The sequence below is a fragment of the Oceanicola sp. 22II-s10i genome (assembly GCF_002210105.1).
In the GTDB taxonomy this organism is placed as follows: Bacteria; Pseudomonadota; Alphaproteobacteria; order Rhodobacterales; family Rhodobacteraceae; genus Pseudooceanicola.
On sequence record NZ_AQQU01000008.1, the window covers coordinates 160,930 to 187,150 of the forward strand.

Consider the following 26,221-nt stretch of genomic DNA (forward strand, 5'->3'; position numbering starts at 1 on the left):
GAGGCCCGGCTTTTTTGGGCGATGGACTGAATTGCGTCCGAGGTAATTGGCGTCCGGAGATTTGGGTCCGGTATGAAAATTTCCCGCTGGTTTTGCGGGGTTAAGGCAACGTCTGCCCTATCTCTCTTGGTGTCAATTTGGGATGGGGTTCAAGTTTATGTTATGCATTAAATCTGCCTCGTAAGTTATTGAAAAATCGCGTATTGTGCGTGACAATTTATTTTTGGTTAACTCAATCTAAGGGCGAGTAATGTGGCCTCTTTTGATACAACGGCCTAACGCCTCGGGGATTGTTTTTTGGGTGCGGTGCGGGCTGTTTTTTAACGTTGTTTGGCGCTGGATTCCTGCTCTCTGATTCGCAATTTTTAGGGTCTGTCCGGGGCAAAATTGCGACGTCGGATTGACCGTTTTGGCACCGTCCGGTTCGGGGGCATGTGGGTGCGATCCTGGTGCGCCTCGACCGGCAGCATCTTGGTCAAGAGTCCGAGGTTGGGGGCGGCGCGAATCCTGTTGGGCTCAGAACGCAAAAAGGCCGCGCGAAATCGGCGCGACCCTGTCCCGGTGTCGATCGGGAGGTCCGGCCGTCTATCGGCCGGTGCGGAGGAAGGACCGAAGTTCGCCCCAGAACGGGCGGTCGAAGATCGCCGTGGCCAGAACATATACCGGCACCGCGAAAAAGGCCGAAAGCAACGCGGATGCCAGAGGCGGAAGGCCCGATGCCGGCAGGATCCTTGCGCACAGCAACAGGGTGCCGAGCCCGAAGGCCAGGGGAGCCACCGTCGACCGGAGCGCGCGCAGCAATCCCTTTCGGCGAACACCTGCGAAACGTTCGAACATCCACAGCGTCGCGGTCGTTATCGCGATGGCCGAGATCACCTGTGCGATAGCGATCGGGTACAGGCCGAAATGCGCGGCAACAAACGTCGGCACCAGTGCTCCGGCAAAGATCCCGGCGGTGAAGGCGGGCAGGCGGCGCGTCTCGCCGACAATCGACATCAGCGGTTCGATCACGATTCCGGGCAGTGAGATCAGCGGCACAAGGGCAAGGATCGTCACCAGTGGGGCGGCGGGAAGCCAGTCCTCGCTCAGCAATCCGTGGATGATGTTGTTGCTTTCGACCATCAGCCACAGCAGCACCGGTGCGCCGGCGACCATCATCACCTTGACGTGGCGGCGGACCTGACGGCCGATGCGTGCCGCGCTTTCACTGGCCGGTCCGCCATCGCGCGCGGTGCGGAAATGGGCCCAAGCCAGGATCTGACCGGGGACCGAGATGATTTCGTAGGCGGCCGCGACCAGCCGGTCCGCCGCGCGGTAGTAGCCGACAGCGACCGGCCCGAGATAGCCGCCGATGATGAAGGTTCCGATGTGCATGCGCAGTGTCAGGAGCATCCGGCTGACGAAGATCTGACCGGAGAACCGCAGCAGGTCGCCGATCAGCGCCCGGTCCAGCCCGACGGCGGGACGCATCCCGATCGCCGCGAAGCTGATGCCGAGATGCGTGAGGCTCATGGCGAGGCGTCCCCAGACCAGCGAAAGCACGCCGTGGCCGTCCAATAGCAGCGCGAGCGTCACGGCGAGTCCGACCAGTTCGCCCGCGATTTCGCACAGGGCCGAGGTCTTGATCCGATGGCGCCACACCATCAGCCCGTTCCGGGCGGACGACAGGTTGGCCAGCACGATCCAGCCCGAGAACAGCGCCATCAGGCTGACCGTCTGGTCCGATCCGCCCAGCAGTGAGACGCCGCCCGTCGCGGCCAGTCCGATGGCGCCGAAGGCGAGGCCGCTGAGGATCGCGATGAACTGGACCTGCCGGGGGACGAGGTCGTCGCCGCCCCATGCCATGATGAAGGGCGCCCAGCCGACCTCTGCCGCGCGCAGCATGACCATGGCAAAGGCCGAGACCAGTGCGAAGGCTCCGAAATCCGCGGGCCCGAGCACGCGTGCGGCCACGATGAAGATGGCGAACTGCGCGCCCTGGGACACCACGCGGTCCATGACGGCAAATGCGCCGTCACCGAGCGCCTTGCGGCCGCCCTGTGGCGTGTTGGTGTCGATGGCAGCGTGCGTGGTCATGGATTCGCCGAAAAGTAACGTCCTTCTCATGGCGGTTTATGGGCCAGTTCGGTCGTCACGATGGCGCGATCATGGCGGAAATGTGTCACTGTTCTGGATTCTGGAAACAGAGTGTTGACGCGATATCGCAGAACCCGCGGTCAGAGGGGGTGTCGTTTCCAAAATGGGAACGGACTGCTTCCAAGAACGAAAATAACACTTTTGCCACAATGCGTTAAGTTTGTGGTGGGTATGATTCGGCACAGAAGGGTGGGGCAGGGCGCGGACAGCGCCTTGACAGTGCTTGGCATACGACATCTTTTCAAATGACGCTGACGTCATTGCGCGACACGGCGTCCGCCCGGTGCGGACCTCGGTCTCGAAGCTCGTGTTCGACAAGGCGTTCGCCCTCATGGCGCTGACGCTCCTGTTCCCGCTGCTGATCGTGATCGCGGTTGTGATCCTTATCGCCGACGGCCGGCCGATCTTCTATTCGCAGGCGCGGATAGGTCAGAACGGCCGACGGTTCAGGTGCTGGAAGTTCCGCACCATGATCAAGAAGGCCGACGCCGCGTTGGAAGCCGCGCTCAGCAAGGACCCGGAGCTGAAGGCCGAATGGCTGGCCACGCGCAAGCTGCGCAACGATCCGAGGATCAACGCGATCGGGCGAATCCTGCGCAACACCAGCCTCGACGAACTGCCGCAGTTCTGGAACGTGCTGCGCGGCGACATGTCGATCGTCGGACCGCGCCCGGTGGTGCCCGATGAACTGAGCTATTACGGCCAGTTCGCCGGGGTCTACCTGTCCGTCCGGCCCGGTCTGACCGGGGCGTGGCAGGTCAGCGGCCGCAGCAACACGACCTACGACCAGCGGGTTGCGATGGACGTCGAGTATGTCGGAAACGCAGGGTTCTGGCGGGACATGTCGATCGTGGTCAAGACCGTGCGCGTGGTGCTCACGCGCGATGGCGCGATCTAGGGGGGCGGAGTGATGCGGCACCAGGACCCCATGCAGTTCGACAAGGTGGCCACCCCGGTGGTGATCGGCATCGCCACGACCGGTCGCCCGGCCATCGTGCGGCAGACGCTGATCCACCTTGCCGGTCTGCGCGACCGGCCCGACCGGGTCTGTGTCGCGATCGGCAGTTCGGGGGACCTGGACCTTGCGGACCTGCCGGACCTGCCGTTCCCGTTCGAAGTGCTGCGATCGGAGCTTGGGGCCTGTGTTCAGCGCAATGCCCTGTTCCGCGACGCGGATCGCGATGTGGTCCTGCTGTTCATCGACGACGATTACCTGCTGGCTGACGGCTTTGTCTCCGCCTGCCGCAGCCTGTTCGATACCGCCCCCGACGTGGTGGTCGCGACCGGCCACGTGATCGCGGACGGCATCGGCGGACCGGGGTTCGACCACGCGCAGGGCCTTCGCCTGCTTGAGGCCGATGCGGGTGCGCCGGACGTGCCGCAGGTCTCTGCGGTCTACAACGGCTATGGCTGCAACATGGCCGTGCGCGCCGCCACCGCGCTGGACCATGGCCTGCGCTTCGACACCGCCCTGCCGCGCTATGGCTGGCTGGAGGATATCGACCTGTCCCGGCGTCTGGCACGTTATGGTCGCGTGGTGCGTTCGGACGCGATGCGCGGCGTGCATCTGGGGACCAAGACCGGCCGCAGCCGCGGTGTCAGGCTGGGATATTCGCAGATCGCCAACCCGCTCTACCTCGTCGGCAAAGGCAGCATGAGCAGGTCGCGTGCGTTCAACATCATGGGCCGGAACATGCTGGCCAATCTCGCCAAGTCGGTCCGCCCCGAACCATGGGTCGACCGGCGCGGGCGCCTTCGGGGCAATCTGCGTGCCCTCCGCGACCTCGTGACCGGGCGGATCCGCCCGGACAGGATACTGGACCTATGACCCAAGTTCGTGCCACCCGGACCCCGAAACGGGCCGAAGACCGACTGCGCATCGTGATCCTGAACGACTCGTCCCAAGCCGACGGCGGCACGGCGGCGCTTGCCCTCCTGTCGGCGCGGCTGCTGCGCGAGCAGGGGCATCAGGTCACCTATATCTGCGGGGACGAAGGCGACGATGGCGCGCTCGAGGCGCAGGGCATCACGCTGGTCAGCTGTGGCGGCAGGCGGTTGCTGGACCAGAGCCGCGCCTCGGCCATGCGCGACGGCATCTACAACAAAGCGATCAGGGACAGGCTGGCGCGGGACATCACGGCCCATGATACGCCGGACACGATCTATCACCTGCATGGCTGGGCGGGCATCCTGTCACCCTCGGTCTTCGACGCGCTGAAGCCGGTGGCGGAGCGGACCTACGTCCACGCCCATGACGTCTTCCTCGCCTGTCCGAACGGCGTCTATTACGACTTTCCGCGCGAAGAGATCTGTCACCGTGTCCCGATGTCCGCGGCCTGCCTGGTGACCAATTGCGACAAGCGCGCCTACCATCACAAGCTCTGGCGCGGGATGCGGCAGCGGGCGCTGCACCAGGCCTTTGACACCTCGTTGCCCTGGGCCGGGGTCATCACATTGCATCCCGACATGGCGGAGCCCCTGTCGCGCGGCGGCGTTCCCGAACGGCTAATGAACGTGGTGCGCAATCCGGCCGAGCCGTTTTCCGACACCCGGATCGAGGCCGAGAACAACCGGACGTTCGGCTTCATCGGCCGGGTGGATGCGGGCAAGGGCGTCCGGACCCTGTGCCAGGCGGCGCGGCTGGCCAATGTGCCGCTGAAGGTGATCGGCGACGGCGCAGAACGTGCTGATCTGGCACGCGAATTCCCCGAGGTGAAATTCACCGGCTGGCTGGCGCCCGAGGCGATCGGCGAGCGGTTGAAGGACGTCCGCGCGCTGGTGATGCCGTCGCGTTTTCCCGAGCCTTTCGGGCTCGTTGCCGCCGAAGGATCGCGCAGCGGTCTGCCGGTGCTGATCTCGGACGCGGCACTGCTCGCGCGAGAGATAGAGGAGCTGGGGCTGGGCTTCAAGGCCGATGTCCGCACGCCCGAGGCGCTGTCCGTCGTCCTGCGCGCGATGGCCGCTATGCCGGATGACGATGTGCGCGAGATCAGCCTTCGGGGCTTTACCGGCGCGGCGGCGATTTCCCAGACCCATGCGGGCTGGACGGACAGCCTCGTCGGGCTGTATCGCGCCGCCCGCCCGGCCATCGTCAGGGCGGATGCGCCCGTGGCGGAGTTCTCCATCTGACCGCTTCGGGGCGCTTTGCGCGTGCCGATGCCGCAGTCCGGTTGGCCTGCGCCGATTATTGATGCATCGGCATCGCGGACCTGATGCGGAGGCCCGCATCGGGTTGCATTTCCCGGTCTCCCCGTCGCCTGATCGCCCCGGCGTGCCGGACCCGGTGCGCCGCCCAGACGGGGCGCAGACCGAGGACTTGAATGACGACCGAATTCACCCGGCACCGGGGCATGCCCGAGGCGTTCACGTTGTGCCTCAACCCCGCCGCGCGACCGGATGCGGCGTGGACGCCGGCGCAGGACGCCGTCCTGAACGACACCGCTCATGCTGCCGCACTGGCCACGGTGTCGGCCTGGCCCGGCTACGAGCAGACCCCTTTAGTGAACCTGCCCGCGCTGGCATCCAAACTCGGGATCGCCGCGCTGGACTACAAGGACGAAGGCGGGCGGTTCGGGCTGGGCAGTTTCAAGGCGCTCGGCGGGGCCTATGCGGTCGCGCGGCTGTTGTGCGCAGAGCTGTCGCGCCGTCTGGGGCGGGAGGTTCCGATGGCGGAGGTCACGGCGCGCACCCATGCGGAACTGGTCGCGGGGATCACCGTCTGCTGTGCGACGGACGGCAACCACGGTCGCTCGGTGGCATGGGGCGCCCGGACCTTCGGCTGTCGCTGCGTGATCTTCATCCACGCGACCGTGTCGGACGCCCGGCGCGATGCCATCGCGGCCTATGGCGCCGAAGTGCGCCGGTGCGCGGGCAATTACGACGACAGCGTCCGCGCGGCGCAGGACACGGCGACGCGTGAGGGATGGTTCGTCGTCTCGGACACCTCCTATCCCGGCTACATGGAGGTGCCGCGCGACGTCATGCAGGGCTACGAGATCATGGCGGGCGAAGCCTTTGATGTGCTGGAGACCCCGCCGACGCATATCTTTCTGCAGACCGGGGTCGGCGGCATGGCGGCGGCGGTCACCGCGCTGGCCAAGCGTCGGTGGGGGGCGGAACGGCCTGTCATCGTGCTGTGCGATCCGGACCGGTCGGCCTGCGTGATGGTCTCGGTCCGGGCGGGTACGCCCACGCCCGTAACGGGTGATCTAGACACGCTGATGGCCGGGCTGGCCTGCGGCGAGGTCTCGGCGCTGGCATGGGAGATCCTGAAGGACCACGCCGACGCGGTGGTCGCCGTGACGGACGAGGCCGCGGTGGATGTGATGCGGCGGCTGGCGTCGCCGGCGGGCGGCGATCCGGCCATCGTCGCGGGCGAGTCCGCCGTTGCGGGGCTCGCCGCGCTACAGGCCGTGATGCGTGACCCCGAGGCGCGGGACCTGCTGGGCCTCGATGCCGCCTCGCGCGTGCTGCTGTTCGGCACGGAGGGCGACACGGATCCCGAACTTTACGCCCGTCTTGTCGGGCGCACCGCCGCCGACGTGCGGGGCGGCCAGAATGTCAGCAGTCAGGAGTAACCCGATGTCCCGGAAATTCGTCGTTGCAGGGGCGCAGCTTGGACCGATCGCGCGGGACGAACCCCGCAGCTCGGCGGTGTCGCGCATGTGCGCGCTGATGCGTGAGGCGCACCGTCGCGGCGCGGCGCTGGTGGTGTTCCCCGAACTGGCGCTGACCACCTTCTTCCCGCGCTGGTACACGGAAGACGCCGCCGAGATCGACCGCTGGTTCGAAACCGCGATGCCCAACCCTGACGTCCAGCCCCTGTTCGATCTGGCGCGCGACCTCGGGATCGGCTTTCACCTCGGTTTTGCCGAACTGACCCCCGAGGGGCGGCACTTCAACACTGCCATCGTGGTGACGGAGACGGGCGAAATCGCGGGCAAGTACCGCAAGATCCACCTGCCGGGGCACCGCGAGAACGAGACGTGGCGGGCCTTCCAGCATCTGGAGAAGCGCTATTTCGAAAAGGGCGATCTGGGCTTTCCCGTGTTCGACGCCTTCGGCGGCAAGATGGGCATGTGCATCTGCAACGACCGGCGCTGGCCCGAGACATGGCGGATGCTGGGCCTCGGCGGCGCGGAACTGGTCGTACTGGGCTACAACACGCCGTTCCACTATCCGCCCGCGCCGGAACACGATCACCTGCAGTATTTCCACAACGAGCTGTCGATCACCGCGGGGTGTTACCAGAACGGCCTCTGGGCCGTCGCGGTCGCCAAGGCGGGTCACGAGGAGGGCTGCGACCTGATTGGCGGCAGCATCATCGTCGCCCCCACGGGCGAGGTGCTGGCCCGCGCCGCCACGGTGGGGGACGAGGTCATCACCGCCGAGGTCGATCTGGACCGCTGCGCCGAGATCCGGGCGAACGTGTTCAACTTTGCCCTGCACCGCGAACCGCAGGACTATCACCTGATCACAAAACCCAAGTAGGGCTCAGATCAGGACCTCGGCCCCCAGACAGGGCTGTGTCTGGGGCACCAGCCGTCGCGCGACCTCCCACAGCAGATCGGGGGTCGGGCGGCGGTTGCAGCCGCGCACCAGCTTGACGTCGACGGTGAACTCCCACTCCTCGTCGCCGCCCAGCACCAGCCGCCCGTCGGCCAGATCCTGACGGATCAGGCTTTCCGGCAGCCACGCCAGCCCGGTGCCGACCAGCACCTGAGACCTGAGGCCGACGCTCATCGCGTTCGACGCCATGACGTTCAGCGCCAGGGGCCGTTCGGCCAGCAGGGCGGCGACCGCCGAAGCGAAGAAGGACGAACTGCCGTAGGAGATGTAGTTCAGCACGGAATCCGGCCGGATCGCATGCAGCGGGCGCCCGTTGGCATCCGGGGCCGAGGCGGGAATGATCCGTTCCTGCGCCAGCGTGATGCTCTCGAACTTGTCCTCGGGCAGGTTCATCGCGACGGCATGGTGCGAATAGGTCAGCAGGAAGTCGACATCGCCGTTCCTGAGCATCCTGAGCGTGCTGGCATATTCGGTGTTCTGGTACATCGGCCCGAGGTTGATCTTACCCATCTGGGCCTCGATCGACTTGCGCCAAGCGGGCATGAAGGTGACCAGCAGCGTGTGCAGGGCGGCGAAGGACACCGCATTGGCGGGCTGCTTGGGGAACTTGCTGATCCCTTCGCGCAGGCCGTGCATCATCTGAACGATCTCGCGCGATGGCGCGATTGCGGCCGCCCCTTCGGGGGTCAGCGTCACCGGGTGGCTGGAGCGGTCGACGAGGTCGGCACCGAACCAGTGTTCCAGCGAACGGATGCGTTTGGAGAAGGTGGATTGCGTCACGTGACGCATTTCGGCGGCCCGCGAAAAGCTGAGCTGATCCGCGAGACACAGGAAATCTTCGAGTAGCTTGAGTTCCATGTTTGCGACTGGTCGTTGGCCCGGTCCGCCGCGGAGGTGCGGCGAGACATCCCTGTCCGGGCGTTCGGGGCCAGAGTGTGGACTGCGCCCGGCGACGCAAGGTCGGGTGGCCTTCACATACCGGCGATATGCTGTTTTGCTCAATAAATGTGCGTAATGCAGCGCTGCACTGTATCCGGGGCAGTTTTCCCGCTTTGGATCCAAGCGGGAACACGAGTTGCGTTTCGCGACTAAAGTAAGTCGAACATTTACTGCTGATTTGGTTGATTTTCTCTTAACCGAAGGCGGTCGTCGATTATAGTCGGGACACTGCTCCAGTATACAATGCGGCGATCCTGCGGATTCTGCCTCCTCCCTGTCTGCCTAAGAACAGGGCGGCCGGATCGTCACGTCCCAAAGTGACCGGCATCCTCCCTGCCGTCGTTTGTGCCCGCCGCGATGTCAACTCACAGACAGGGACCACGCATATGAGCGAAACGATATCCAAACTCGTGCAACAGACGGCGGCCGACTGGTCGTCGGTCATGCCGCCCAACCGTCCGGCCGTGCTGCTGGCCGGCCAGATGGAAGGCACCATCGCGGGCTTTACCGCCGAACGCGGCAAGATGAAGTTCGAGGAAGAACCCTCCAGTTTCGAGGCCGCGCTGCAGGCCACCAAGGAGGTGGCGGCATGAACGTCCAGGCATCCAAATTCGCGACCCTTTGCGATCTGTCCATGACCGAGGCCGCCGACGAGGTCGCCAAGGGCAACGTGACCTCCGTCGAACTGACCGAAGCCGCGCTGGCGGCCTTCGAGCTGCGCGAGGACAAGATCAATTCGGTGATCTGGCTGGAACGCGAGGCCGCGCTGGAAAAGGCGGCGGAGCTTGATGCGCTGCAGAAGTCCGGCGCCGAGCTCGGTCCGCTGCATGGCGTGCCGCTGGCCCACAAGGACATGTACTACCAGGCCGGCAAGCTGACGACCTGCGGGTCGAAGATCCGCAAGGACTTCCGTCCGGACTATTCGGCGACGGTGATGGACCGCCTGCACGGCGCCGGGTCGCTGACGCTGGGCGGTCTGAACATGGCCGAGTTCGCGCAGAACCCGACCGGGCACAACGTCCATTACGGCGACTGCCACAACCCCTGGGGCTATGAATACTGCACCGGCGGTTCGTCCTCCGGCTCGGGCGCGGCTGTCGGTGCGCATTGCGTGACGGCGGCGCTCGGCTCCGACACCGGCGGGTCGATCCGTCTGCCCGCCGCGATCTGCGGCGTGACCGGGATCAAGCCGACGCAGACCCGCGTGTCGCGGTATGGCGTGATGCCGCTGTCCTTCTCCTGCGACAACGTCGGCCCGCTGGCCCGCACCGCCCGCGACTGTGCGCGGATCATGACGGTGATCGCGGGCAAGGACCCGATGGACCCGACCTCGTCCGCCGAGCCGGTGCCGGATTACGAAGCCGCGCTGACCGGGGACATCCGGGGGCTGAAGATCGGCGTGCCCGAGAACTACTTCCTCGAGGATGCCTCGCCCGAGATCGCGGATGCCTTCGCCGCTGCGCTCGAGGTGCTCAAGGCGCGCGGGGCTGAGATCGTCTCGGTCACGCTGCCAGAGATGGCGGCGATCACCACCTACGGCGGGATCGTCAGCCGCTGCGAAGGCTCCACCATCCACGCCCAGTGGATGCGCGAGCGGCCCGAGGACTACGCCGTCCACCTGAGCGGACGTATGTATGCGGGCTATGCCATCCCGGCGGTCCAGTACCTCGAAGCGCTGGCGCGGCGTGGCGGCATCCTCAAGACCTTCGCGGCCGAGGTGTTCGGCAAGTGCGACGTGCTGGCCTCGCCGACCCTGCGCTGGCGGACCCCGACGCTGGCGGCGGCGAGCATGGAGACGGGCGGCGACGACGCGATCGAGACCTTCATGAACGTGTCGATCAACACCCGGCCGATGAACTACCTCGGCCTGCCGGCGGTGTCGGTGAACAGCGGCTTCGACGACAACGGAATGCCGATCGGCTTCCAGATCGCCGGGCGTCCGTTTGCCGAAGCCAAGGTGCTCAAGGTGGCGGATGCGTTCCAGCTGGACACCGACTGGCACATGCAGAAGTCGCCGGTCGCGCAGATGATCTGAGATCAGTGACGAGAGGGCCGGGGTCTCAGGACCCCGGCGGCTGGGGCGGAGGAACCTTCCGCCCCTTTTTTCCGTTCCGGCGCACGGTGTAGATCGTCGATCCCACCACCAGCACGGCCCCGGCCAGCGTCGCCTCGTCCGGCAGTTCGGAAAAGATGATGATCCCGAGGATCGTGTTGATGATCAGCCGGACGAAATCGAGCGGGGCCAGCGCCGTCGCCTCGCCGACCTGGTAGCCACGGGTCATGAAGAACTGGCCCGCCGTGCCCGACACGCCGACCACAAGCAGCAAAAGCCATTCCTGCGGGGTCGGCCATACCCAGTGCAGGACCGTCGGCACGATCAGCGCGGCGAACAGCACGATGGCCTGATAGAGCAGGATCGTCGCCGTCCGCTCCTTCTGCGAGAGGATCCGAACGGTGATCGCGATGCCGCTGGAAAAGACTGCGCCAATGACGGCGTAGATGGCGTAGGGGTCGAAGCCCTCCTGGCCCGGCCGCACCATGATCAGGATTCCCATGAACCCGACGGCGGTCGCGGCCCAGCGATGCAGGCCGACCTTTTCCTTGAGGATAAACACCGCCAGCACGGTGACGAACAGGATCTGGCCAAAACCGATGGCGGTCGCGTCGGCCAGCGGGATGTGCTGGATCGCGGTGAAGCCGAACAGCATCGACCCCAGCGAACACAGGCCCCGCAGCATCTGCAGCGACAGGTGGTTGGTCCTAAGCGCGCCGCCGATGTCGGGCAGGAACAGCGGCAGCAGCAGGCAGGTCATGATGACCTGCCGTATCACCAGCAACTGGGGCAGGGGGATCGACGAGCCGAGCGCCTTGATCGCGGTGACCATGATCCCGAAGGCGCAGAAGGCCGAGATCAGCAGCAGCGAGCCGCGCAGGTTCGGGGGGCACAGGTCCCACCAGTCGTTCAGGCGGCGGCGGGTCTTGTCCAGCTTGTCCCTGAGGCTCAGGGGCGGCGACGGCGGAATGTCGGGAAGGTCGTTCATTTCAATTCAGTCAGGGGAGAATGACGGCGGCCCGGCCGGGCCGCCGCAGGTGTCTTTCGATCCGGTCCGGGGGTGCCGGATCAGGCCGCCAGCGGCGGGCGGGTCGCGATCAGGCCGGTGGCCTTTTCCAGGGCCTCGCCGATCTGCAGCACCTTCGCATCCTCGAACGGACGCCCGACGATCTGCAGCGACAGCGGCAGGCCGTCCGAGGACAGGCCGGTCGGCATCGCCAGCGCCGGGTTGCCGGTCACGTTGAACGGCATCGACTGCAGGGTGTAGCTGGGCGGTTCGTCCCGGCTCATCTCGTCAAAGCGCGGGGCGGTGGTGAAGGCGAGTGCGGTGATGATCGCGTCGTAGCTGCCCAGAACGGACTTGTTCACCGCCTTGGACAGCACGCGCCGCGCGCGCAGCGCCTGCACGAGGTCCATCGCGGTCAGGCCGGCGCCGGCATACATCCGCATCATCGCGTACTGGCCGAAATCCAGCGGACGCTCGATCAGGTCCTTCTCGTGGATGCCGAAGGCTTCTGCCGTCAGGATGATCCGGCCCGTCGCGTTGAACAGTTCGAAATCCGGCAGCTTGACGACATCGACCGTCGCGCCGAGGGCCTTGAGCTTTTCGATGGACGCATCGAAGGCGGCCAGCATTTCCGGGTCCATGCCGGGCTTGCCGTCGAAGAAGTCGCGCGGGACGGCGAACTTCATCCCTTCGACACCGTCACCGAGGCCGCTGAGGAAGTCGATCTCGGGCACATTGGCCGAGGCCGGGTCGAGCGGATCGAAGCCCTGGATCACCTGCATCGTCGCCGCGCAGTCGCCCACGGTCCAGGCGAGGGGGCCGGCATGGTCGAGCGTGAAGGATAGCGGGAACACACCGCGCCGCGACACGAGGCCATAGGTCGGCTTGTGACCGGCGGTGCCGCAGTAGGACGCCGGGCCGCGGATCGAGCCGCCGGTGTCCGACCCCATGGCCATGCGGCACAGACCCGCCGCGACGGCCGCGCCTGAGCCGGAGGAGGAGCCGCCGGGCATGCAGTCGCGGTTCCACGGGTTGCGGGCCGGGGGGAAGGGCAGGTCGAAGGAGGGGCCGCCATAGGCGAACTCATGGGTGGCGGTCTTGCCCAGCAGGACGCCGCCCGCCTCGGCCAGCTTGGTGCCGACGACGCTGTCGTGATCCGGCACGTTGTCGACCAGCAGCTTGGAGTGGCAGGTCGAGAGGATGCCCGAGGTCATGTAGATGTCCTTGAGCGCGTAGGGGATGCCCTGCATCGGGCCCTTGTCGATCCCGGCGGCGAAATCGGCATCCGCCTTTTCGGCGTCGGCGCGGGCGCGGTCACCGGTGACGGTGATGAAGCTGTCCAGCTGTCCATCGAGCGATTCGATCCGCGACAGCGCGTCCTCGGTCAGGTCCTTCGAAGTGACCTCGCCCGAGCGAATCATCTGTCCGGCCTCGGCGATCGACAGTTCGAACAGCGGCTTCGAAATGGGTTTGGGACTCAGTTCCGTCATCTCACTCGCTCCTCAGAATCGGGTCGAAAGTATAAATATTGGCCGGTTCGTCGGCGGCGGTCAGATTCATGCTGCGCAGCAGCGAAGACATCGAGCGCAACTCGCTGTAAAGGCGTACGATCCCGTCGAGGCGGTCTTCGGGAACCGTCAGGCCGGCGCGGGCTGCGGCGGCAATGTATTCGTCTGTCAGATTGGTCGTGGAAGTCATTCTGTATGGCTCTCCCTGTGTCGAGCGGAGCGGTAGGGGCGCCCGCCCGTTCAGCCTTAGCATGTGGACGAAAGAATACAATCTGAGAGAAGTCGCGGTATTCCCTAACTCGCACACGTTAGTCAAAATTGACAACTTGGCTCAGTAATCTCGGATTAAATAGCTGAAAATAAATAATAAAAAAGATGATTGGCGTCATCGGGGTGAGGTGGGGTGCTGTGCCTATAAATTCTGCACTGCAACATTTTGTATCCAAGGTGGTGGTGTCGGTAGGCATTGTTCCTTGACAGTTTTCGGTCCCGATACGCAGCGTTGAGGTGTGACGTCTCCTCCGGGCGTACAGCCAAAAACCATTCAAGTGGACAACAAGGGAAGCCTGTAACCATGTTCCAAACAGCAACCAAACGCGGTCGCCTGGCCGGTGCGATCTTCGCAACGGTTGGCCTCTTCGCGAATGCTGCACATGCAGAAAGTGTGCTCCGAGTCGCGATGACGGCGGGTGATATTCCGATCACCATCGGCATGCCGGACCAGGGTTTCGAAGGGTATCGTTTCGTCGGTTACAACCTCTACGACACGCTCATCCTCTGGGACCTGTCGCAGGGCGAAACCGAAGCGGACGTGAAGCCGGGTCTGGCGACCGAATGGTCCGTCGATCCCGAGAATCACAACGTCTGGACCTACAAGCTGCGCGAAGGCGTGAAGTTCCATGACGGCTGCGACTTCAACGCGGACAACGTGGTCTGGAACTACAACCGCTACATGGATGAGAAGCATCCGAACTTTAACCCGCAGCAGTTCGGCGCCATCCGCACCCGCACGACCAACATCGCGTCGGTGGACAAGGTCGACGACTACACCGTGACCTTCACGACCAAGGAACCGGACAGCCTGTTCCCGCTGCAGACCAGCTTCATCTTCCTGATCTCGCAATGCGCGCTGGAAGCGGTCGGTGGCGACTACGGCGCCTATGCCATGGCCCCCTCGGGCACCGGCCCCTACAAGTTCGACAAGCTGACCCCGCGCGAGCGGCTCGAGCTTGTGCCGAACACCGACTACTGGGACGAAACCCGCATCCCCAAGCATGACCGTCTGGTCCTGCTGCCGATGCCCGAAGCGACCACCCGCGCCGCGGCCCTGATGTCCGGACAGGTCGATTTCGTCGAGGCGCCGTCGCCGGACACGATCCCGATGCTGGAAGGCTCCGGCATGCAGATCGTCACCGCGCCCTATCCGCACAACTGGGGCTACCAGCTGAACTTCGTCGACGGTCCGTTCAAGGACAAGGCCGTGCGTCAGGCCGCCAACTACGCGATCAACCGCGAGGAAATGGTCGCCATGCTGAACGGCTATGCGATCGAGGGCTACGGGGTCTATCCGCCGACCGCCAAATACTACGGCAACCCGTTCCGCTACGAGTACGATCCCGAGAAGGCCAAGGCGATGCTGGCCGAAGCCGGCTGCGAGCCCTGTGAAATCACACTCGCGATCTCGACCTCGGGTTCGGGCCAGATGCAGCCGCTGCCGATGAACGAACTGGTCAAGTCGCAGCTCGAAGCGGCCGGGTTCACCGTGACGCTCGACGTGATGGACTGGAACAAGCTGATCGACGTCGCCCTGAAAGGCCGTCCGACCTATCCCGAATACGACGGGATCAACGTCAGCCGCGCGGTGCAGGACCCGTTCTCCGGCATGTTCCGCTTCATGATGTCCTCGCAGTTCGCGCCGAACGGCTCCAACTTCGGGCACTACAAGAACGACGAGTCCGATGCGCTGGTCAAGGCGATCTACGAAGAGTTCGACCCGGTGAAACGTGACGAACTGCTGGTCAAGGCGCACGAGATGTTCGTGGAAGAGGCGCTGATGCTCTTCATCACCCACGACGTGAACCCGCGCGCCATCGCGCCCAACGTCAAGGGCTTTGTCCAGGCACAGAGCTGGTTCCAGGACCTGACCCCCGTCAGCGTCGAGTGATCCGAGACCAACGCCGCGCGCCCTGCACGGGGCGCGCGGCACGAGGCCACCAAGGAAGCGTCCCGCCGGTTCGGGGCCTTCCGCCAAGACACCCCGCCGCCGCGACCCTGCCTGACCTGCCCGGCACCGGTCCGCTGCCCGGCGTTCCCCAAGCGGAGAACCGAACCCAATGCTGAACTACATCCTGCGCCGTGTCGCCTATGCGATCCCGATCTCGCTCGGCGTAACGATCTTCTGCTTCGCGCTGGTCTACCTTGCGCCCGGCGACCCGCTGACGCGGCTTCTGCCCGACGACGCGACCGCCGAAACCATCGCCCTGATCAAGGCCGCCTACGGCTTCGACAAGCCGATCCCGATCCAGTACCTGAACTGGCTGGGCCGCGCGCTGACCGGGGACCTTGGCCAGTCGATCCAGACCAACCGCGCCGTCGCGGATGAGGTCCTGATCGCGCTTGGCAACACAATCATCATCTCGACCGCCGCCGTGATCCTCGCCTTCACGCTCGCCTTCGTCATGGGCACAGTCGCCGCCTACTACAACGGTGGCGTGGCTGACCGGGTCGCGACCAGCGTGTCGGTTCTGGGTGTGTCGATCCCGAACTACTGGTTCGGTATCGTCCTGATCATCATCTTCGCCGTGAACCTGCGCTGGCTGCCCGCGACGGGCATGGGGCCGGGCGGGTCCGAGGGCTTTTCCATCTGGGAATGGAGCTCGGTCAAGTTCGCGATCCTCCCGGTGCTCACCATGGCGATGGTCCCGATCGGCATCATCATGCGCTCCACCCGGTCCGCCGTGTCCGAGGTGCTGAGCCAGGACTTCGTGCAGACCCTGCGCGCGAAGGGGATGGGCGAGGCGGCCGTGCTGCGACACGCGGTCCGCAACGCCCTTCCCGGCGTGCTCGCCGTCATGGGCCTGCAGTTCGGCTACCTGATGGGCGGCTCGATCCTGATCGAGACGATCTTCACCTGGCCGGGCACGGGTTCGCTGCTGAACCAGGCGATCCTGAACCGCGACATCCCGGTGCTGCAGGGCACCATCCTCGTCCTCGCGCTGATCTTCGTGATGACGAACCTCGCCGTCGACATCCTTCAAACCGCGGTCGATCCGCGCATCAAGCGCGGCTGAGGAGGCGCGAGATATGAGCAACGCAACCACATCCGTCCCCTCGGGCCTCGACGCGGGAGGGCTGGACCAGCTCTCCCCGGATGTCCGCAGCTACTGGCAGATGGTCGGCTTCCGGCTGCGCCACGATCCCGTGACGCTGTTCTTCGGTGCCGTCATCCTCTTCGTGATCCTCGCCGCGATCTTCGCGCCGCTGATCGCGCCCAAGGATCCGACGCTGACCAGCATGATCGACCGGCTCAAGCCGATCGGCTACAAGGACTACCTTCTCGGCACCGACGAACTGGGCCGCGACATGACCTCGCGCCTGATCTGGGGCGCCCGCAGCTCGCTGCTGATGGGGCTGATGCCGGTGGTCTTCGCCCTGCTGATCGGCGGTGCGCTCGGGGTCATCGCGGGCTACGTCGGCGGCAAGACGAACATGGTCATCATGCGGATCATGGACGTTTTCTATGCCTTCCCCTCCATCCTGCTGGCGGTCGCCATCTCGGGTGCCATGGGCGGCGGGATGCTGAACGGCCTGATCTCGCTGACCATCGTCTTCATCCCGCCGATGTGCCGGATCGCGGAAACCGCGACCACGCAGGTGCGGGGCCTCGATTTCGTCGAGGCGGCGCGGGCCACGGGCGGCGGCACCGGGTCGATCATCGTCACCCACATCCTCGGCAACGTTCTGGCCCCGGTCTTCGTCTACGCCTCGGGCATGGTGTCGGTGTCGATCCTGCTGGCCTCGGGCCTGTCGTTCCTCGGCCTCGGCGTCGCCCCGCCGACCCCGGACTGGGGGCTCATGCTCTCCACGCTCCGTCAGGCCATCTACATGAACCCGATCGTCTGTGCGCTGCCCGGCGTGGCGATCCTCATCACTTCGCTGTCGTTCAACATGGTCAGCGATGGCCTGCGGCAGGCCATGGACGTGAAACTCTGAACCCCAAGGGACAATGCAGACAATGGTAACCAAAGAAAAATCCGCCGATACCAAGGCCCGCGCTCCCTCGGTCGAGGTCGTGCCCCCCGGCGATCCCCGCGATCGCGGCGGACCAGCGCAGCCGATGTTCATGGTGCGCGACCTGAAAAAGCACTTTCCCGTCCGGGGCGGTGCGCTGAACCGGACGGTGGCCAAGGTGCTGGCCGTGGACGGCGTCAGCTTCGAGGTCGTCAAGGGCGAGACGCTCGGCATCGTGGGCGAGTCCGGCTGCGGCAAGTCCACGCTGGCCCGCCTGCTGATGCACCTGATCGACATCACCGACGGCGAGCTGATCTTCGACGGTGAAGAGGTCGGCGTCCGCAACGGGATCGCCATGCGCGACTTCCGCAAGGCGGCGCAGATGGTGTTCCAGGACAGCTATTCCTCGCTCAACCCGCGCCTGCCGGTCGAGGACTCCATCGCCTACGGCCCGCGTGTCCACGGCATGTCCAAGAAGGAGGCCAAGAACCTCGCCCGCGAACTGCTGGGCAAGGTGGGCCTGCGCCCCGAGGTCTTCGGGCCCCGCTATCCGCACGAACTGTCGGGCGGGCAGAAGCAGCGGGTCAACATCGCCCGCGCGCTGGCCATGTCGCCGCGCCTTGTGATCCTCGACGAGGCGGTGTCGGCCCTCGACAAGTCGGTCGAGGCGCAGGTGCTGAACCTGCTGCGTCACCTCAAGCGGCACTTCAACCTGACCTACGTGTTCATCTCGCACGACCTGAACGTGGTGCAGTACATCTCGGACCGGGTGCTGGTGATGTATCTGGGCGAGGTGGTCGAGATCGGGCCGGTCGACGAGATCTACGCCAAGCCCAAGCATCCCTACACCCGCGCGCTGCTGAAATCGCGCCTGTCGATGGACCCGGACGAACGGATGGACGAGGCACCGATCACCGGCGATCCGCCGAACCCGATCAACCCGCCGTCGGGCTGCCGTTTCCACACCCGCTGCCAGTTCGCGGAAACCCTGTGCAAGACGGTCGCGCCGAAACTGCCCGAGGGCGCGCGGCCGAGCGACCATGTCACGGCCTGCCACATGTACAACCAGACCGCCGGTCACAGCCTGTTCGGCAAGGTGCCGCCCGCGTTCGAAACGCCGGTCGCCGAACCGGCATCTTCCGCGCGTGTCGCGGCCAAGGCGTGAGGAGGGGATCATGACCGATAACGCATATGTCGCCCGTGTCGAGAACCTCGAGGTCAAGTTCGTCTCGCGCGAATCCACGACCAAGGCGGTGAACGGCGTCAGCTTCACGCTCAAGGAAGGCGAGGTCCTGTCGATCATCGGCGAGTCCGGTTCGGGCAAGTCGGTGTCGATGCGGGCGCTGATGCGCCTGCTGCCCTCCAAGGCCAAGATCGGCGGCGAGGTCGAGGTGAACGGCAAGGACGTGCTCAAGATGTCCGGGCGCGAACTGACCCGGATGCGCGGCAAGGAAGTCTCGATGATCTTCCAGGAGCCGATGACGGCCCTCGATCCCGTCTACACCGTGGGCGACCAGATCGCGGAAACCGTGATGCGGCACGAAGGCGTGTCCAAGGAAGAGGGCTTGAAGCGTGCGCTCGAACTCCTTGAATTCGTGCGCGTTCCTTCGGCCGAACGGCGGCTCAAGGCCTATCCGTTCGAACTGTCCGGCGGCCTGCGCCAGCGCGCGATGATCGCCATGGCGCTGTCGTGCCGTCCCAGCCTGCTGCTGGCCGACGAACCCACGACCGCGTTGGACGCCACCGTCCAGATCCAGGTGCTGATCCTGCTGCGCAAGCTGCAGAAGGAGATGGGCATGGGCGTGATCTTCGTGACCCACGACCTCGGCGTCGCGGCACAGATCGCCGACAAGGTCGCGGTGATGTACGCGGGCCGGATCGTCGAGATGGGGCCGGTGCGCGATCTGCTGCGCAATCCGCTGCATCCCTACACGCAGGGCATGCTCGCCTCGACCGTCCACGGGCAGGACCGCAACACCGATATCGAGGCGATTCCCGGCAGCCCGCCGGACATGCGCAACGAGATCAGGGGCTGCGCCTTTGCGCCCCGGTGCAAGCACGCGACCGAACTGTGCCGCACCACCGAGCCGCCCGAGACTTCGCCGGGCGAAGGCCGTGCCGTCCGCTGCCACCTCGTTTCCGGGATGACCGGGGCCGAGCAGGACGCACCGGCCTACGCCTGAACCCGCCCGCCGCGGTCCTATCCCTGCCGCGGCGGGCACCCCGCAACAGGAGACGCGCAATGCATAACGTGGAATTTCCCGCGTCGGTCACCGAGCGCAAGATCAAGCGCCACGGCACCGACCATCCCTTCGCCGATCTGGACCCCGCGCGCACCGCGCTGGTCGTCATCGACCTGCAGAACGGCTTCATGATGCATGGCGTCGGCCACGCGGTCTGCGACATGGCGCCCAAGGTGGTGCCGAACGTCAACCGCCTGGCCGCCGCGCTGCGCGAGACCGGCGGCAAGGTGTTCTGGATCCAGAACACCCATGACGAAGCCTGCCTGACCGAATGGTCCGTCCTGAACAGCTACACCTCGCCCGAACAGACCGCCAAGCGGATCGAGTCGATGTCCGAGGGCACCAAGGGCCACGCGCTCTGGGACGGGCTGGACGTCCGCCCCGAGGACGAGGCGGTCAAGAAATACCGCTTCTCCGCCTTCCTGCAGGGCTCGTCCGACCTGCCCGCGATCCTGCGGGAACAGGGCTATGACACGGTGCTGATCGTCGGCACGGTGACGAATGTCTGCTGCGACAGCTCGGCCCGCGACGCGATGATGCTGAATTTCAAGACCATCATGGTCAGCGACGGCTGCGCCGCGACCAATGACGAGGAGCACAACGCGGCCCTCATCGCCTTCTACCTCACCTTCGGCGACGTGATGACGACGGACGAGCTGATCGCCTGCATGCACGCCAACGCCGACACCCAGACCCGCAAGGCGTCGTAACGGGACCAGGGAACATGACACAGCCAAGTATCACCCGCGCCGCTCTGGCCGCGGACCAGAAAGTTGCGGTCTCGGATGCCGATGCCGACCGGATCGAACGCGCGATGACCGGCGCGCGCGTGGCGCTGGAAAAGGTGCTGACGGACACGCTCTTTGACACCGAGCCCGCGCATTTCGACCGCTACCAGATCGTCACCGGCACCACGGGAGCAGCGAAATGAACCTGACACGGATGTCCGCGAACCCCGCGGACTGGAGCCTGACAGACCAGGTCGGCGCGATGAAGACCGGCACGCTGACCGCCGTCGATCTGGCCGAGGCGACGCTGAAACGGATCGAGGCGCGGCAGCCGGTGCTGAACTGCTTCATCCGGGTGGACGAGGAGGGCACGCGGGCCGCCGCCAAGGCAGCCGATGCGCGTCGTGAAACGGGCGAACCCTTGGGCCCGCTCCACGGCGCGCCGCTTGCCCACAAGGACATGTATTACCGCAAGGGCGTGCCCGTGACCTGCGGGTCCGAGATCCGGCGCGCCTTTGTCCCCGACGTGACCGCGACGGTGCTGGAAAAGCTCGACGCCGCGGGTGCGCTGCATGTCGGCGCGCTGAACATGTCGGAATTCGCCTCCGGCCCCACGGGCCACAACGAACACTGGGGCACCTGCCGCAACCCGTGGAACCCGGCGCATATCACCGGCGGGTCGTCGACCGGATCGGGCTCCTCGGTCGGCGGTCGGCTGGTGGCCGGCTCGCTTGGTTCCGACACCGGCGGGTCGATCCGGCTGCCGGCGGGCATCTGCGGCGTCTACGGCATCAAGCCGACACAGGGCAGGGTGTCCCGGCACGGGGTGATGGGCCTGTCCTTCTCGCTCGACAACGTCGGCCCGCTGGCCCGGACTGCGCGCGACTGTGCGCGGATCCTGACCGCCATCGCGGGGCCTGATCCCAAGGACACCACCGCGCTGCCGGTCCCGGCCGAGGATTACGAGGCCGACATCGACGCGGGGGTGAAGGGGATGACGATCGCCATCCCGGAAACCTTCTACTTCGACGATATCGACCCCGAGGTGGCCAAGGCCATCGACGCCGTGATCGCCGCCTATGAAAGCCAGGGCGCCAACATCGTCCGCGTGACGCTGCCGCATCATGACGTCATCGACGGTCTGGGCAGCATCGTCAGTGCCGCCGAACAGTGCACGATCCACGACCACTGGCAGCGCACCTGTCCCGAGAAATACGCCCCCCTGATCCGAGCGCGCATGATGGCGGGCTATGGCGTCACGGCGGTCGAATACCTCAAGGCCATGCACCTGCGGTCGCGTATCGCCTCGGACGTCGCGGCCGCCGCCTTCGGCGGGGCGCAGGTCATGCTGGCGCCGACGGTCCGGTTCCCCGTGCCGACGCTGGAGGAGATGGACGTCAAGGACAGCCCGAACATGCCCGAGGCGCTCGGTCGCGTGAACCACAGCACCCGGCCGATCAACTACCTCGGCTTTCCGGGGCTCTCGGTGCCCTGCGGCTTCACCGCCTCCGGCCTGCCGATCGGGTTCCAGCTGATCGGCCCGGCCTTCTCCGAACGCATGCTGTTCCGTTTTGCCGGGGCCTACGAGGCCGCCGTTGGATTGCCGGACGCATTGCCTGATCTTCCGTAACTTCAAGAGAATAAAGACAAAATGACCAAACCCAAAGTGGCGATCATCGGAACCGGCGGCACCATCCATTCGCTGGGACTGGGGCCGTTCGACATCCTCGACTACGGCGCACAGAAGAACATGATGGCCGTGACCGACCTCGTGGAGATGTTCCCCGAGGTCAAGGAATGCGCCGACCTGATCCTCGTGCCCTACAAGGCGGTGCCGAGCCCGGACATCTTCTTTGACGACTGGAAGGCCATCGTCGCGAAGATGGACGAGCTGACCGCGTCCGAGCCGGACCTCGCGGGCTTCGTGGTGACGCATGGCACCGCGTCGATGGAGGAGACGGCCTATTTCCTGTCGCTGACCGCGCGCACCCCGCTGCCGATCGTCTGCGTCGGCTCGCAGCGTCCGGCCTCGGGCCTGTCCACCGATGCCGCGATGAACCTCGCCAACGCCATCCGGACCGCCGCCGCGCCCGAGGCGCGGGGGATGGGCGGCATGCTGCTGCTGAACGACGAGATTCATTCGGCGCGCGAAGTCACCAAGACCTCGACCTTCCGGCTTCAGACCTTCCGCAGCCCGGATTTCGGGGTGCTGGGCCATGCGGACGGCGACAAGGTGGTGTTCTACCGCAAGCCGATCCGCACCCATTACCCGGATACCGAGTTCGACATCTCCAAGATCGACAGCCTGCCGCGCGTGGACGTGATCTATGCCTACACCGGCTGCGATGCGACGGCCGCCAAGGCTTTCGTCGCGGCCGGCGCAAAGGGCATCGTCTGCGCAGGCTTCGCGCCGGGGTCGGCCGGAACGCCGTCAGAGGAGTATCTGGCCGAAGCGGTCAAGGCGGGTGGCCTGACGGTCATGATCTCGACTCGCGCGGGCAGCGGGCGGGTGTTCAAGGGCAAGCGCCATGCCGAGCGCGGCTTCCTGACCGCCGACAACCTCAACCCGCAGAAGGCCCGCCTGCTGCTGTCTCTCGCCCTCGCGGTGACCGACGATCCGGCGGAAATCGAACGCATATTCCTGACCTACTGAAGGGAAAGGTGACATGGTCGCCACTGACATGACGGCCCCCCTGCGATCCCCGCGCAGGGGGCTGGTGCTGATGATCACCGGGGTCGCGCTGTTTTCGATCCTGAACGGGGTCGTCAAGGCGCAGATGGAGATCTTCCCGGTCAACCAGGTGGTCTTCTTCCGCAACTTCTTTTCGCTGTTTCCGCTGGTGCTGCTGCTGTGGCTGCAGCCCGGCGGCATGCGGTTCCGGACCTCGAACATCTGGCTGCACGTGCTGCTGGCGGTGATGTTCACGGTGACACTGCTGGCAATCTTCCGGTCCTACACCCTGCTGTCGCTGGCCGATGCCACGGCGATCAACTTCACCCAGCCCCTGATGGTCATCCTGCTCTCGCTGGTTCTGGGGGTCGACAAGGTGCGTCGCTACGAGGTGATCGCGGTCGGCATGGGGCTCTGCGGCGTGTTGCTGATGGTGCGTCCGGGTGGCGACGCGGGCGAGGGGGCGATGCTCGGCGCCGCCTTCGGCCTGTGCGGGGCGGCATTGTCCGCGGGCTCGATGATCGCGCAGCGCAAGCTCAGCATGAACGACAGCGCGCAGTTGATCGCCTTCTACACGCTCGGCTTCTCGGCCCTGATGGTCGCGCCGACGCTGCCGATGTCATGGGTCACGCCGACCGGGCCGCAACTGGCCGGGCTGATCGTGATGGGGCTGGCGTCGGGGCTGTGTCAGTACGTGACCGTCCGGGCCTTCTACCACGCCTCGGCCTCGACCCTGTCCCCGATCACCTACACCAAGATGTTCTGGGCCATCGTCATCGGCTATTTCTGGTTCGCCGAGGTGCCGTCGTTCGAGGTCCTGCTGGGCGCCAGCATCGTCGTCGGTTCGACCGTCATCGTCCTGCGCAGCAGCGCACGGCCCCCGGCCGGGCCTGCGTGACGGGCGCGCCCGCCTCAGTCCGCCGCTTCGGCGGCCTGTGCGCGGGCGTGCAACCGTTCCCGGTGCAGCGCATAGAGCGACGCGCCCACGATGATCGCCGCCCCGACCAGCGTGTTCACCGATGGCCATTCGGCAAAGAAGATCGCCCCGAGGATCACCGCGTAGAGCAGACGAAGGTAGTCGATCGACGCCAGCGCCGTCGCCTCGCCCACGCGGAAGCCCGCGAAGTTCAGGGTCTGGCCGCCCACGGACAGGACCCCGATCAGGATAAGCCCGACCCACTCGGCCGAGGTGGGCGGCACCCAGTAGACATAGGCCGGCACGACCAGCGCCAGCCCGATCCCGACCGCCTGGTAGGTGATGACCGTGGCCAGCTTTTCCTTCTGCGCCAGCTTGCGGATGATGACGACGACCATCGCGACGGAACAGGCCGAGCCGAGGGCGATCAGCGAATAGATGTTCACGCCTTCGCCCGAGGGCTGGACGCAGATCAGCACGCCGATGAACCCCAGCACCAGCGCCAGCCAGCGATGGATGCCCACGGTTTCCTTGAGGATGATGATGGCCAGCAACGCGACGAACAGCGCGCGAGAAAAGCTGATCGTCACGGCGTCGGTCAGCGGCAGGTAGACCATCGCGGTGAACCCGCCGAGCATCGAGATGATGGCGAGGAAGACGCGCAGGACGTGCAGGTTCAGGTTCTCGGTGCGGAAGGACTCGATCGGGTGGCGGACGATCCGGGGCGACATCATCAGCATCATGACGACCTGCCGGATGAACAGGATCTGCACCACCGGGATGCGCTGACCGGTGCCCTTGATGAGGGCGGTCATGACCGAGAAGATTACCCCGCCAAGCGCGGCCCAGATCATGCCGCGCACGTTGCCGGGCAGCAGCAGCCAGCGGGCCTTGAGGCTGTCGACGCGGGCTCTGAGGCGTGGCACGGACGTCTGGTCGTGGTCCGGGGGCGGCGGGGTCTGTGGCACGCGCGTTGGTCCTTGCATACGGGGCAGAAGGGCGGCGGCCAAAAGGCTGTTCGACTCGCCCCGCTGTGCCTCGGGCCATGCGTAAGGGCATGTGCGTTTGGATCCAAGAACGGGACGCATGGTTTTTCACTTGTGGAAGTGACACCCTGTGTATGCGGAAATGTGGGGGTGAGTTGCACTCCACGTCATGCCGCGACGGAATATTGTGTACAACCTGGGATTTCTCTCGCTTTTCGTATGGCGTCACGCTATGCGCCGGGATCAGAGGAGATCGGCTTGCGTTCAGGAGGAGCGGACCATGCGTGATGACAAGGATGTCGTGACGAAAATCGTCGTCGGCCAGGCGGGCCGCACACGTGGCGAAGAGGTGGCCGAGGCCATACGCAACGGTATCGCCGAGGGTCGATTGGCAGGGGGCGGCCGTCTGAACGAAAACGAGCTGGCCACGATGCTGGGCGTGTCGCGCACACCGGTGCGCAGCGCGCTGGCGACGCTGGCGGCCGACGGTCTGCTGGATTACACGCCGAACAGCGGCTACACCGTCCGCCGCTTCACCTCGGGCGATATCGAGGACATCTTCAAGGTGCGCGTCAAGCTCGAGGGGCTGGCGGCCGGGCTGGCCGCGCAGAACGGGCTGAGCGATGCGGCGCTTGGGGGCATGCACCGTCTGATGGGCGAGACGGAAAGGCTGATCGACACCCATTCCTGGAATGCCGAGATCCACAACACCTGGGTCGACCTGAACAACCAGTTCCACGACCACATCTACGAGGCGGCGGACAACCCCTACCTGATCCAGACGATCCGGCGGGCCAACCTGTCGCTGTTCAGCCTCGTCCGGTTCCACTGGTTCGACAATGTCCTGCTGCGGCAGTCGCACGAAGAGCATATCGAACTGGTCGACGCGCTGGAGAACCGGGACGTCCAGCGGGCCGAGTTCCTGCAGGGCGAACACGTCTACCGTTCGGGGCGCCGCATCGTGGCGCGCTGGCGCCGGATGGAGGCGATGGACGGCGAGAAGCGCATCTCCGAAGCTGGTGGCGGACGGGCCGGAAAGTAGGGCACGCGCGCGGCGTGAGGCAGGCCTGTTCGGGGTGCCGCGAAAGGTGGAAAACGGTCGGATGACAGGCGTCATGCCCCGCCTGACGTGGGGTCACGATTACGCCTTCATGCCGGAAAACTGCGCGCCTTTGCCAGCAAACTTCCCGATTTTCCACGTTTTTTCAGTGAAAATGCGTCAAATCGCTCGCAATGG

Annotated in this window: 24 protein-coding genes; 18 read left to right on the forward strand and 6 right to left on the reverse strand. The window is 65.6% G+C overall.

Annotated elements, in window-relative coordinates:
• Window positions 1-585: 585 nt before the first annotated feature.
• Window positions 586-2,076, reverse strand: a complete 1,491-nt coding sequence (locus tag ATO6_RS18880) for an oligosaccharide flippase family protein (RefSeq protein ID WP_176441004.1) — start codon at window positions 2,074-2,076, stop codon at window positions 586-588.
• A gap of 283 nt (window positions 2,077-2,359) precedes the next feature.
• Between ATO6_RS18880 and ATO6_RS18885 the strand changes: the two genes are divergently transcribed.
• The 5 genes from ATO6_RS18885 to ATO6_RS18905 all read left to right on the forward strand — a co-directional run bounded on the left by ATO6_RS18885 (window position 2,360) and on the right by ATO6_RS18905 (window position 7,626).
• Window positions 2,360-3,034, forward strand: a complete 675-nt coding sequence (locus tag ATO6_RS18885; RefSeq protein WP_141102041.1) for a sugar transferase — start codon at window positions 2,360-2,362, stop codon at window positions 3,032-3,034.
• Window positions 3,035-3,046: 12 nt separating this feature from the next.
• The gene (locus tag ATO6_RS18890) at window positions 3,047-3,964 is read left to right on the forward strand and encodes a glycosyltransferase family 2 protein (protein ID WP_141102042.1); all 918 of its coding nucleotides are present in this window, start codon (window positions 3,047-3,049) and stop codon (window positions 3,962-3,964) included.
• Window positions 3,961-5,265, forward strand: coding sequence for a glycosyltransferase family 4 protein (locus ATO6_RS18895; RefSeq protein ID WP_088625589.1), 1,305 nt, complete (start codon window positions 3,961-3,963; stop codon window positions 5,263-5,265). The genes ATO6_RS18890 and ATO6_RS18895 overlap by 4 nt, the downstream gene beginning before the upstream one ends.
• 191 nt (window positions 5,266-5,456) lie before the next feature.
• Window positions 5,457-6,713 carry a diaminopropionate ammonia-lyase gene (locus ATO6_RS18900; protein ID WP_088625590.1) on the forward strand — a complete coding sequence of 419 codons (1,257 nt, stop codon included), beginning with the start codon at window positions 5,457-5,459 and terminating at the stop codon, window positions 6,711-6,713.
• Between the two features lie 4 nt (window positions 6,714-6,717).
• Window positions 6,718-7,626, forward strand: a complete 909-nt coding sequence (locus tag ATO6_RS18905; protein WP_088625591.1) for an N-carbamoyl-D-amino-acid hydrolase — start codon at window positions 6,718-6,720, stop codon at window positions 7,624-7,626.
• Between the two features lie 3 nt (window positions 7,627-7,629).
• On the opposite strand, the gene ATO6_RS18910 is transcribed toward ATO6_RS18905, so the two are convergent.
• Window positions 7,630-8,562 (reverse strand): LysR family transcriptional regulator, encoded by a 933-nt coding sequence (locus tag ATO6_RS18910; RefSeq protein ID WP_088625592.1) that lies wholly within the window; start codon window positions 8,560-8,562, stop codon window positions 7,630-7,632.
• Window positions 8,563-9,029: 467 nt separating this feature from the next.
• Here ATO6_RS18910 and ATO6_RS18915 point away from each other — a divergent pair, with 467 nt between their 5' ends.
• Both ATO6_RS18915 and ATO6_RS18920 read left to right on the forward strand, forming a co-directional pair.
• Entirely contained in the window at window positions 9,030-9,236 is a 207-nt protein-coding gene (locus ATO6_RS18915; protein WP_088625593.1) for a hypothetical protein, read from the forward strand.
• A complete protein-coding gene (locus tag ATO6_RS18920) occupies window positions 9,233-10,678 on the forward strand; it encodes an amidase (protein WP_088625594.1) in 1,446 nt (481 codons plus the stop codon). Before ATO6_RS18915 ends, ATO6_RS18920 begins: the two co-directional genes overlap by 4 nt.
• 25 nt (window positions 10,679-10,703) lie before the next feature.
• On the opposite strand, the gene ATO6_RS18925 is transcribed toward ATO6_RS18920, so the two are convergent.
• From ATO6_RS18925 to ATO6_RS18935, 3 genes are all read right to left on the reverse strand, one after another.
• Complete coding sequence (locus tag ATO6_RS18925) at window positions 10,704-11,684, reverse strand: DMT family transporter (RefSeq protein WP_088625595.1); 981 nt, start codon at window positions 11,682-11,684, stop codon at window positions 10,704-10,706.
• Between the two features lie 80 nt (window positions 11,685-11,764).
• Window positions 11,765-13,192, reverse strand: coding sequence for an amidase (locus tag ATO6_RS18930; RefSeq protein ID WP_088625596.1), 1,428 nt, complete (start codon window positions 13,190-13,192; stop codon window positions 11,765-11,767).
• Between the two features lies 1 nt (window position 13,193).
• Window positions 13,194-13,400, reverse strand: a complete 207-nt coding sequence (locus ATO6_RS18935; RefSeq protein ID WP_088625597.1) for a hypothetical protein — start codon at window positions 13,398-13,400, stop codon at window positions 13,194-13,196.
• 489 nt (window positions 13,401-13,889) lie between these two features.
• Between ATO6_RS18935 and ATO6_RS18940 the strand changes: the two genes are divergently transcribed.
• The 10 genes from ATO6_RS18940 to ATO6_RS18985 all read left to right on the forward strand — a co-directional run bounded on the left by ATO6_RS18940 (window position 13,890) and on the right by ATO6_RS18985 (window position 23,980).
• Entirely contained in the window at window positions 13,890-15,374 is a 1,485-nt protein-coding gene (locus ATO6_RS18940; RefSeq protein ID WP_217899028.1) for an ABC transporter substrate-binding protein, read from the forward strand.
• 169 nt (window positions 15,375-15,543) lie between these two features.
• Window positions 15,544-16,500, forward strand: a complete 957-nt coding sequence (locus tag ATO6_RS18945; RefSeq protein ID WP_088625599.1) for an ABC transporter permease — start codon at window positions 15,544-15,546, stop codon at window positions 16,498-16,500.
• A 13-nt stretch (window positions 16,501-16,513) separates the two neighbouring features.
• A complete protein-coding gene (locus ATO6_RS18950) occupies window positions 16,514-17,422 on the forward strand; it encodes an ABC transporter permease (RefSeq protein WP_088625600.1) in 909 nt (302 codons plus the stop codon).
• 22 nt (window positions 17,423-17,444) lie between these two features.
• Window positions 17,445-18,605: an ABC transporter ATP-binding protein gene (locus ATO6_RS18955; RefSeq protein WP_088625601.1), complete on the forward strand. Its 1,161-nt coding sequence runs from the start codon at window positions 17,445-17,447 to the stop codon at window positions 18,603-18,605.
• A gap of 10 nt (window positions 18,606-18,615) precedes the next feature.
• Window positions 18,616-19,623 carry an ABC transporter ATP-binding protein gene (locus tag ATO6_RS18960; RefSeq protein ID WP_088625602.1) on the forward strand — a complete coding sequence of 336 codons (1,008 nt, stop codon included), beginning with the start codon at window positions 18,616-18,618 and terminating at the stop codon, window positions 19,621-19,623.
• Window positions 19,624-19,682: 59 nt separating this feature from the next.
• Entirely contained in the window at window positions 19,683-20,393 is a 711-nt protein-coding gene (locus tag ATO6_RS18965; RefSeq protein ID WP_088625603.1) for an isochorismatase family protein, read from the forward strand.
• A 14-nt stretch (window positions 20,394-20,407) separates the two neighbouring features.
• Window positions 20,408-20,614, forward strand: a complete 207-nt coding sequence (locus tag ATO6_RS18970; protein ID WP_088625604.1) for a hypothetical protein — start codon at window positions 20,408-20,410, stop codon at window positions 20,612-20,614.
• The gene (locus tag ATO6_RS18975) at window positions 20,611-22,041 is read left to right on the forward strand and encodes an amidase (protein WP_088625605.1); all 1,431 of its coding nucleotides are present in this window, start codon (window positions 20,611-20,613) and stop codon (window positions 22,039-22,041) included. Before ATO6_RS18970 ends, ATO6_RS18975 begins: the two co-directional genes overlap by 4 nt.
• Window positions 22,042-22,062: 21 nt before the next feature.
• Window positions 22,063-23,064, forward strand: a complete 1,002-nt coding sequence (locus ATO6_RS18980) for an asparaginase (RefSeq protein WP_088625606.1) — start codon at window positions 22,063-22,065, stop codon at window positions 23,062-23,064.
• 13 nt (window positions 23,065-23,077) lie between these two features.
• Window positions 23,078-23,980 (forward strand): DMT family transporter, encoded by a 903-nt coding sequence (locus ATO6_RS18985; protein ID WP_088625607.1) that lies wholly within the window; start codon window positions 23,078-23,080, stop codon window positions 23,978-23,980.
• A gap of 14 nt (window positions 23,981-23,994) precedes the next feature.
• Here ATO6_RS18985 and ATO6_RS18990 read toward each other — a convergent pair whose 3' ends face one another.
• Window positions 23,995-24,924: a DMT family transporter gene (locus ATO6_RS18990; RefSeq protein WP_176441005.1), complete on the reverse strand. Its 930-nt coding sequence runs from the start codon at window positions 24,922-24,924 to the stop codon at window positions 23,995-23,997.
• Window positions 24,925-25,264: 340 nt separating this feature from the next.
• Here ATO6_RS18990 and ATO6_RS18995 point away from each other — a divergent pair, with 340 nt between their 5' ends.
• Complete coding sequence (locus tag ATO6_RS18995) at window positions 25,265-26,026, forward strand: GntR family transcriptional regulator (protein ID WP_176441006.1); 762 nt, start codon at window positions 25,265-25,267, stop codon at window positions 26,024-26,026.
• The last annotated feature ends 195 nt before the right edge of the window (window positions 26,027-26,221 follow it).